The organism is Thermosinus carboxydivorans Nor1 (assembly GCF_000169155.1).
GTDB lineage: Bacteria > Bacillota > Negativicutes > Sporomusales > Thermosinaceae > Thermosinus > Thermosinus carboxydivorans.
This window is the reverse complement of the sequence record NZ_AAWL01000041.1, coordinates 1-7,674: the sequence shown is the minus strand read 5'-3', so window position 1 is coordinate 7,674 and position 7,674 is coordinate 1. Positions and strand designations below refer to the sequence as shown.

The following is a 7,674-nucleotide window of genomic DNA, read 5'->3' as shown; positions in this document are numbered from 1 at the left end:
CAATAGCATCACTAGACTTGATGATGGAAAGGATAGAGCGAGAAGACGAAAATTTTAAGCAAGCCCTGGAGCTAATAGATACAATCCCGGGAATAGGGAAACGGATTGCCCAAGTAATATTGGCAGAAATAGGACTTGACATGAGCCGGTTCCCAAGCGCCAAACATGTGTCCGCATGGTCTGGTCTAGCTCCAGGGAACAACGAAAGTGCCGGAAAGCGAAGATCTGGGAAAGCAAAGCCGGGCAATCCACAGCTTAGGTCGCAGCTAGTTCAGGCGGCCCACACGATAGCGCGGATGAAAAACTGTTATTTATCGTCGTTATATCACCGAATAGCAGCCAGAAGAGGTAAAAAACGAGCAGCAGTCGCAGTAGCACATGCGATTATTGTAATCGTTTACCACATGCTTATTCGCAAAGAACCGTATAAGGAGCTTGGGGAAAACTATTTGTCGGAACAAATGCGTCGCAGCAAAATTAAAAGTTTAGTTAACCTTGTTAAAAACATAAAGAAACTGGACGACGATGTTCAGTTCATTATTAGCGACCAAAGTATTCGGATAATAATTGGCGAAGAAGTAAAAGAGTTCTCAATGACAGGTTGACACTAGAAAATCAGCTTTCTTTTGTACACCAGGCCTGTCAAAAAATAGATTTGCACAGGCTTAGTTTGCTATTGCCTAAAAATGGAGTATGACCAAGGGGGTTGGCGCACCCCGTTTTCAGGGTAGTACGCCAAGACCGCTAAGGGTTACGGGCGCGACGTACGTCGCGCTTGAATTTACAAATGGAACCACAGAGGACACGGAGGAATTTAAATTATCATTATATTCTTCGCGTGATAAATATCACGCGCTCTGTGTCCTCCGTGGTTAAACTTCAATGTTTTCATGCTTTGTGGTGCCAATTTATCGGCATGAATATCTTTGTGGTTCAATTCACAGTTTCGTTGCAATGACTTTGGCCAGCTCGTGAATGCTTGCGGTCAGCTGTTCCAGCTTACCCTCGATGCGGACCAACAAATACGCGGCCACCACCATGGGAAAGCCGTAATTAGCCGCATAATGCAGCACCTGCTCCACTGTCAACCCTCCTTTTTTTTAAATTAAGAACCGCAGAGAACACGGAGAGGGATATTTATGCTTTAGCCCCTCGCGCGATAGTTATCGCGCCTCCGCGTCCTCAGCGGTTAAACGGATTTTTTATGTTTTTTAGTAATGCGCGCCTACGCCAACACCACCGCGTCGCGGATGCGGATGCGCGCTTCCACTGGCTGCATCAGATCGCCACCGGTGGTAGTAAAAATGTTCTTGGCAATGATTTGTTCCATGACGGTGGCCGCCTCAGCCGCGGCAAGGTCGTCCCTGGGGTCGGCCAGGCTGATGACAACTTCTCTCCCCGTCGCATTGCGGAAAACAAGTTCCAGCGTCTTGGTCATTTCCATCCCCCCTTTCCTTATGTTAAACTGATTGTTAACCACGGAGAACGCGGAGAAGGGATTTTTTAGCCTTTAGCGTGATGAATATCACGCCTCTGTGCCCTCCGTGGTTAAATATTGGCTTTCCCGCTTACTGATTCACCAATTCACCCTCGTCCACGCGCAGGACGCCGGCCACTTGGTGTTTCTGCAAGCCGGCCAGCGCCAGGCCCACGGCGTGCACGTCGGCGTCGGCAGCGCCGGCCTTGACGCTCTTGAAAGCGAGCTGCTTATAAATGGGATTGCCGGCGGCATTGAGACCGGTCTGTACCTTAATCACCAGGCGGGAAGCCTGGGGCAGTTTGACCGTTGCCATAGCTCTCACCCCCTTTCACTCCCATACATTCCAGAGGGGCAAGGTTTTCAACACGACCGGCTCAGCCCTCCAGCCGCGTCCTAAGCTGCGCCAACCCCCGCCGGCGCAAGGCGTGCACCGCCTGCACCGTTACCCCCAGCCGGGCGGCGGCATCAGCCAGCCGCCCGTCAGCCAATACCGTCATCATAATCACTTCCTGCTGCCGCGCGGGCAAACAGGCCAGCTCGCGCAGCGCTGCCGCCGCCAATAGTTTGGCTTCCACTTCGGCCGCCACATCACAGCCGCTGTCCAGCCGCGCCAGAAGATTACCACCCGTCTCGTCGCTCTCCGCTTCCAGCGGCTGTTCGCCCTGCCAACGACGCCGCTCCCGCTTGAACAAATTCCACACCGCGTACTTCACCCGGCTCTCGATATAACCGGCCACCGGCACGCCGCTGGCCGCATCATATGTCTTCACCGCCTGCACCAGCGCCAGCCACCCTTCCGCCTGGGCCTCGTCGGCCACCGCCCGGATATGGGGCTGAACGGCGAGTTTTTTCACCAGCCCGGCAAATCGCCGGCAAACTTCGGCAAATGCCGCCTCGTCCCCCGCCTGTGCCCGCTGTACTAATGCCGTTAATTCCATTTTTCCTCACCTTTACGTGAGGAACCGGTTCCTCGTAGATTGGCGCCTGCTTTTACTTTAGTATCAAACATATGTTCGTTGCAAACGCCGAGCTACGCCCGGTCGGCCAGCGAGTCAGCACCGGTCGGCCATTTTTTAATGGCAAAATAAAAAACCACAAAGTACGCAGAGGGATAATTACTTTAGCCCCTAGCGCGATGAATATCGCGCTCTCTGCGCTCTCTGTGGTTCGTTCTCATCGTAAAACGGCGTTATAGAAACCGCGGTTAAACTCTACCCTTCTTCCTCAGTCGTCGCCACCCACTCGTCATACTTGGCCGCAAGCTGGGCCTGCAGCGCTTCATACTCGGCCGCCAGCGCCCGGCTGGTTTCCGGATCTGCGTGGCTGGCCGGGTCGCTCAACCGCGCCTCCAGCGCGGCCAGCTCGGCTTCCAGGCCGGCGATTTCCGCTTCCAGCCGCTGAAGCCTTTTGGCCGCGTCCTGCCGCCGCGGACGAGGCCGTTTTTCTTTTTTCGCCGCCGGCGGTTTCACCGGCGCCGCTGCGGCAGCGGCTTGCCTAGCCGCGAGCGCCTTTTTTTCCCGGTAATAACTGTAATTGCCGGCATACTCCGTCAGCCTACCGTCTGCTAGCTCAACCACCCGGTCGGCCACCTTGTCCAAAAAGTAGCGGTCGTGCGACACGGCGAGAAAAGTGCCCGGATAGGCCAAAATCGCCTCCTCCACCGCTTCCTTGGCAGGGATATCCAAGTGGTTGGTCGGCTCGTCTAAGATGAGGAAGTTGGCCCCGGTAAGCATCAGCTTGAGTAGCGCCAACCGCGCCTTCTCCCCGCCGCTGAGGTCACCGACGGTTTTAAACACATCGTCGCCGCTAAATAAAAATGCTCCCAAATACTGTCTGGCCCGCTCCTCGCCCAGGCCAAACTCCAGCATGATTTCATCCAGCACCCGGTTCAAGGGGTTTAGGCTTTCGTGTTCCTGCGAAAAATACCCAATTCGCACGCGGCTGCCCAGCTTCACCCGGCCGGCCGTCGGCGCAACCTCGCCGGTGAGCAGCTTAAGTAGCGTTGTCTTGCCGGCGCCGTTAGGCCCGACCAGGGCGACGCCTTCCCCCCGCCGGATCAGGAGGGACAAGCCCTCAAAGACAATATGGTCGCCATAAGCCGCCGTCACGTCGCTGAGCTCAGCCACCCGCTCGGCGCACTCGCCCAGCGCCGGCAGCACGAAATCCAGCCGAGCCGCCTCAGACGGCGCGGCCAGCCGCTCCAGGCGCTCAAGCTGCGCCTGCCGGCCCCGGGCCTGCCTGGCTTTAACCCCGGCCCGGTAGCGCCGGATAAACGCCTCGGTCTTGGCAATATAGGCCTGCTGCTTTGCATAGGCCCTCAGCTCGGCCTCCAGCCGCTCGGCCTTCTGGTCCAGGTACCGGCTGTAGTTGCCAGGGTAAGCCGTCAGTTCGCCGTCCTCCAGTTCCAGGATGCTAGTGGCCACCCGGTCGAGAAAGTAACGGTCATGGGAAATAATGAGCACCGCGCCGGGGTAGCCCGTCAAAAACTCTTCCAGCCACTCCACCATCGCGATATCTAGATGGTTGGTAGGCTCATCGAGAAATAAAAAATCCGGCCGCCGGATAAGCGCCCTGGCCAGACTGATCCGCGTCTTTTGTCCGCCGGAAAAAGTGCTGAGCGGCCGGTCCAGGTCGTCGGCGGAAAAGCCAAGCCCAGCCGTTACCCGCCGGATGACGGCCTCATATTCATAACCGCCGCCGCGCTCAAACCGCTCAACCGCCGCGGCATACTCCTTCAGCAAAGCGGCCATCGCCGCTTCGTCCTGCGCTGCCGCGATGGCCCTTTCTAGCTCGCGCATCTTTGCCTGCCAGGCCACAACATCCCCATAAGCCGAAACCAATTCCTCATGCAGCGTCCGCTCGCCGCCGCCCGTTTCCTGCTCGACATACCCGACGGTCGCGCCGGGCGGCAGCACGACGCGCCCGGCATCGGCCGGCTCAAAACCGAGCAGGCAGCGGAGCAAAGTTGTCTTGCCGGCGCCGTTGGCGCCAATGAGACCCACCCGGTCGCCCCGGCGCAGCGTAAAGTTTACATCGCGAAAAACGGTATGAATGCCAAAAGCCTTGGTCAGATTTTCCACTCTTAGTACGGTCATTAATCCCCCTCCCGCCGGCACAGACAGTAATAATACTGTATCAATACCGTATTGCCATTGCCGACGTGTTGGCAAAACAATTCGTCGCACATTAGCCCAATTTATAATCGTCAATTATTATTATCGGAATTTCCTTGTCAACACGCTTTAATTCCTTGTCATTGGTAATAAAAGCTTCGGATCCACAGTAGAGAGCAGTCGCCAGATGTAGAGCGTCCATAGGTTTGACATGGTACACACCTCGCAGGCGAGCGGCCTCCATGGTAATTTGTTCATTAACGTCCTGATAATTGATTTTTAGCAAACGCAAAAAACGCTGACAAGTAGCGACAGCCGAATAGTTTTCCAATTTATACGGCAGCACCAGACATTCCAGAAAAACCAAAACGGAGCTAGTGCAAGCGATTTTGCCCGCATTGATCGCTTGCAGCAGCTCCTGCACCAGTCCGGCATAAAACGGGTGATCCTCAAATACATAGATAAAACACGCGGTATCAAGGGAAATGTGGCGATAACGCGTAGATATATATGACCATAGCTGCATTACTCCACATCCTCTTGCCGCAGCTTGCGAATATATTCCTGCGCATCCTCGGGCCACAGCCCCTTCAGGCTGCCACGCATGGCTTTTACCGGATCGGATGGCTTGACGGCTAAAATAATGTTCCCCCGCTGGTCATCGGTGAAAATGACGGTGTCACTGCACTTAATGCCATATTTTTTCCGCAGTTCATGCGGTATGATAATCTGCCCCTTCTTTCCTACCTTCGCTTGCAGCATGCTATACTTCACCTCAATGCATTTATACATTCCTATTGTTTTAAGTATAACATACTGGCGCGGATCGCGGAAGCCGGGCTGCTCCCCCCGGGAAATTCCAGCGCGTACAGGCCCTGATAACCGTCCTTACTGATACTCGCTGCCAGGCCCCGCACATCGACGACGCCGCTGCCCGGGTGGCAGTGGGCATAGCCGTCAGGCCGCGGCGCCATATCTTTCAAATGCACATACCCGATATGGCCGCGCAGCATGGCAAAGGCCTGAGCAGGATCCTGGCCCGCGGCCAACCAGTTGCCGGTATCGAAAGTGACCTTCAGCCACGGCGAGGCAAAAGGTGCCACCATGTCATAGATGAGCCGGGCGTCGCCGCTCGCCGGATTGGGCGCGTTCTCCACCGCCAAAACGATCTGTTTTTCTGCCGCTGCCGCAAGGAGCGCGGCTACGGCTTCTTGCCACCACTTTTCCCCTACGTACTCGGCCACAAAATCGCCGCTCGCCACATTGATCCTGAGCACAGTGGCCCCCAAGGCGTGGGCTACTTCGATGCTCTGCCGCATCGCATCATGCGACTGCCGTACCGCCGCCGGCGATTCCGCCTGCAGCGCCTCCTGGCAGGCATAGGTACAGGTAAGGTTGTATTCAGCCAGGAGTTCCCTGATTTCCTCTACTTCCTCCCACAGCTCCTGCCAGTAGGGGCGAAACTCCACCCCCACACAGCCGTACTTTTCCGCCAGCGGGACAAGCTCCATTTGACACATGCCGGAGCGCAAATATTGATCAAAAGTTACCGCACTGATTACCAGCCGCATGGCCCACCTCCTGCTACAAATTGGCGAAACAGCTTCAATCGGGAAAACAGACTCTGCCCCAATTGGCAGAGTCTGTTCTATGCGTCAGCGATTATTACAACCGGTGTTACGGCAGTTAACTATTCCAATATTATCCATTCGCGATAATTATCTGTTTTCCTGCTCCCCCTAATATTAGTTTTCCTAATATTCCTCATTACTTGTTTCGACCACGCGGCAAGCTGCCTCATCGCAGATCATGGCGCAAAAGGGACAGCGCACGATATGTTCGCCGGAACTTGCAAACATGCCGCCACAGCGGCTGCATTTGTAGCCTACTTCGGCATTGTCGGGTTGACTTGATTTCATGTCCTTCGCCTCCTGTCACTCGCTAGCAGTATCGGCATTTACCGCGTAAATTATGCACGAACCGGGATGATTAAACCGCGAAGGACGCAAAGAACGCAAAGGGCTACGCGCGCGACAGTTGTCGCGCTTGAATTATTTTATATGGAACCGCGGAGGACACGGAGAAAATTTTTCATTCAATTCTTCGCGCGATGAATATCGCGCCTCTGTGCCCTCCGTGGTTGAATAACGGTTTTAATGCTTTGTGGTGCCAATGTATTGGCATGATTATCTTTGCGTCCTACTCCGAAAACTCACTTCAAAAATTTATGTCAACTACTTCGAATAGAGACAAAGAGATCCCAAGGCCTACTCTATAGGTTTTTTATAGTAGGCATTTGTAAAGAAGGATTTACTTTTAAACTGATCTTAAGCAACTATATTTTCAAGGTTTATTTCAATTCCTGCGTTTTGTAAAAGTTGAAGTGCTCTTTTTATTGCAGCATCTTTACTTCGCTGTTCAAAGTAGTTGGCACCTAATTCAATGTACGGCTGTTTTTTCTTGAGAATATGATAGGCAATTATTAAAATGCTATGTCCTACAGCTACTGCAGCACGGTTAGAACCACGACGGGAACAGATTCTACGGTATTGAGACGCAAGATAAGTATCTTTTTGGCGGGCGGCAGAGCGAGCTGATTGTACAAGTGTTGTTCGCAGATGTTGGTTTCCTTTACGGGTTTTTCCTGATTTTCGCTTATCAGCGCTTTCGTTATGCCCTGGAGCCATTCCTGACCAAGATGAAAGATGCTCCGCGGATGGGAAGCGACTCATATCTACTCCAATCTCAGCAATGATTTCTTCTGCATTGCGCCGATTAACACCGGGTATGGTGTCTAATAGCTCCAAGGCTTCTTCAAAAGGGCGCATACGGTCTGCTATTTCTTTATCCAATTCTTTAATACTTTCATCTAGCGTTTCAATATGTTTTAGTTGCATGGATAGCATCATTTTTTGATGGTAACCAAGAGAGCCCTTTAACGCCTTTTCTAAATCGGCAAGTTTATTACGCAAAGCTCCTTTTGCCATTTGCGCTAACTGCTTGGTATCATCGGTTCCTTTTATCATAGCTTCTATCATAGAGCGGGCGGAACACCAGTAATGTCGGTACTACAGAAGCCAA

At 53.5% G+C, this 7,674-nt stretch carries 11 protein-coding genes; 1 reads left to right on the top strand and 10 read right to left on the bottom strand.

Annotated features, from left to right (window positions below):
• Positions 1-605 (top strand): IS110 family transposase (locus tag TCARDRAFT_RS14265; RefSeq protein WP_007290670.1); only part of this gene is annotated, 605 nt, incomplete at its 5' end.
• Positions 606-938: 333 nt separating this feature from the next.
• On the opposite strand, the gene TCARDRAFT_RS15155 is transcribed toward TCARDRAFT_RS14265, so the two are convergent.
• The 10 genes from TCARDRAFT_RS15155 to TCARDRAFT_RS14225 form a co-directional block, all read right to left on the bottom strand.
• Positions 939-1,082, bottom strand: coding sequence for a YvrJ family protein (locus TCARDRAFT_RS15155; protein WP_007290669.1), 144 nt, complete (start codon positions 1,080-1,082; stop codon positions 939-941).
• 143 nt (positions 1,083-1,225) lie between these two features.
• Entirely contained in the window at positions 1,226-1,438 is a 213-nt protein-coding gene (locus TCARDRAFT_RS14260) for a DUF2922 domain-containing protein (protein WP_040683509.1), read from the bottom strand.
• Between the two features lie 130 nt (positions 1,439-1,568).
• Positions 1,569-1,793 carry a DUF1659 domain-containing protein gene (locus tag TCARDRAFT_RS14255; RefSeq protein WP_007290667.1) on the bottom strand — a complete coding sequence of 75 codons (225 nt, stop codon included), beginning with the start codon at positions 1,791-1,793 and terminating at the stop codon, positions 1,569-1,571.
• 61 nt (positions 1,794-1,854) lie between these two features.
• Positions 1,855-2,418 (bottom strand): RNA polymerase sigma factor, encoded by a 564-nt coding sequence (locus TCARDRAFT_RS14250; RefSeq protein WP_007290666.1) that lies wholly within the window; start codon positions 2,416-2,418, stop codon positions 1,855-1,857.
• A 273-nt stretch (positions 2,419-2,691) separates the two neighbouring features.
• Positions 2,692-4,575 carry an ABC-F family ATP-binding cassette domain-containing protein gene (locus TCARDRAFT_RS14245; protein WP_007290665.1) on the bottom strand — a complete coding sequence of 628 codons (1,884 nt, stop codon included), beginning with the start codon at positions 4,573-4,575 and terminating at the stop codon, positions 2,692-2,694.
• Positions 4,576-4,666: 91 nt separating this feature from the next.
• Positions 4,667-5,119, bottom strand: a complete 453-nt coding sequence (locus tag TCARDRAFT_RS14240; RefSeq protein ID WP_007290664.1) for a type II toxin-antitoxin system VapC family toxin — start codon at positions 5,117-5,119, stop codon at positions 4,667-4,669.
• Positions 5,119-5,355 carry an AbrB/MazE/SpoVT family DNA-binding domain-containing protein gene (locus TCARDRAFT_RS14235; protein ID WP_007290663.1) on the bottom strand — a complete coding sequence of 79 codons (237 nt, stop codon included), beginning with the start codon at positions 5,353-5,355 and terminating at the stop codon, positions 5,119-5,121. The genes TCARDRAFT_RS14240 and TCARDRAFT_RS14235 overlap by 1 nt, the downstream gene beginning before the upstream one ends.
• Positions 5,356-5,387: 32 nt before the next feature.
• Positions 5,388-6,164 (bottom strand): sugar phosphate isomerase/epimerase family protein, encoded by a 777-nt coding sequence (locus TCARDRAFT_RS14230; protein WP_007290662.1) that lies wholly within the window; start codon positions 6,162-6,164, stop codon positions 5,388-5,390.
• Between the two features lie 183 nt (positions 6,165-6,347).
• The gene (locus tag TCARDRAFT_RS15880; RefSeq protein ID WP_198003954.1) at positions 6,348-6,512 is read right to left on the bottom strand and encodes a hypothetical protein; all 165 of its coding nucleotides are present in this window, start codon (positions 6,510-6,512) and stop codon (positions 6,348-6,350) included.
• A 408-nt stretch (positions 6,513-6,920) separates the two neighbouring features.
• Positions 6,921-7,631 carry an IS110 family transposase gene (locus TCARDRAFT_RS14225; protein ID WP_007288520.1) on the bottom strand — a complete coding sequence of 237 codons (711 nt, stop codon included), beginning with the start codon at positions 7,629-7,631 and terminating at the stop codon, positions 6,921-6,923.
• Positions 7,632-7,674 lie beyond the last annotated feature (43 nt).

Bases quoted from the DNA above. Each gene is read 5' to 3' on its own strand.
- TCARDRAFT_RS14255 (WP_007290667.1), bottom strand. From the start codon at position 1,793: ATGGCAACGGTCAAACTGCCCCAGGCTTCCCGCCTGGTGATTAAGGTA.
- TCARDRAFT_RS14225 (WP_007288520.1), bottom strand. From the start codon at position 7,631: ATGATAGAAGCTATGATAAAAGGAACCGATGATACCAAGCAGTTAGCG.
- TCARDRAFT_RS14260 (WP_040683509.1), bottom strand. From the start codon at position 1,438: ATGACCAAGACGCTGGAACTTGTTTTCCGCAATGCGACGGGGAGAGAA.
- TCARDRAFT_RS14240 (WP_007290664.1), bottom strand. From the start codon at position 5,119: ATGCAGCTATGGTCATATATATCTACGCGTTATCGCCACATTTCCCTT.
- TCARDRAFT_RS14230 (WP_007290662.1), bottom strand. From the start codon at position 6,164: ATGCGGCTGGTAATCAGTGCGGTAACTTTTGATCAATATTTGCGCTCC.
- TCARDRAFT_RS14245 (WP_007290665.1), bottom strand. From the start codon at position 4,575: ATGACCGTACTAAGAGTGGAAAATCTGACCAAGGCTTTTGGCATTCAT.
- TCARDRAFT_RS14235 (WP_007290663.1), bottom strand. From the start codon at position 5,355: ATGCTGCAAGCGAAGGTAGGAAAGAAGGGGCAGATTATCATACCGCAT.
- TCARDRAFT_RS15880 (WP_198003954.1), bottom strand. From the start codon at position 6,512: ATGAAATCAAGTCAACCCGACAATGCCGAAGTAGGCTACAAATGCAGC.
- TCARDRAFT_RS14250 (WP_007290666.1), bottom strand. From the start codon at position 2,418: ATGGAATTAACGGCATTAGTACAGCGGGCACAGGCGGGGGACGAGGCG.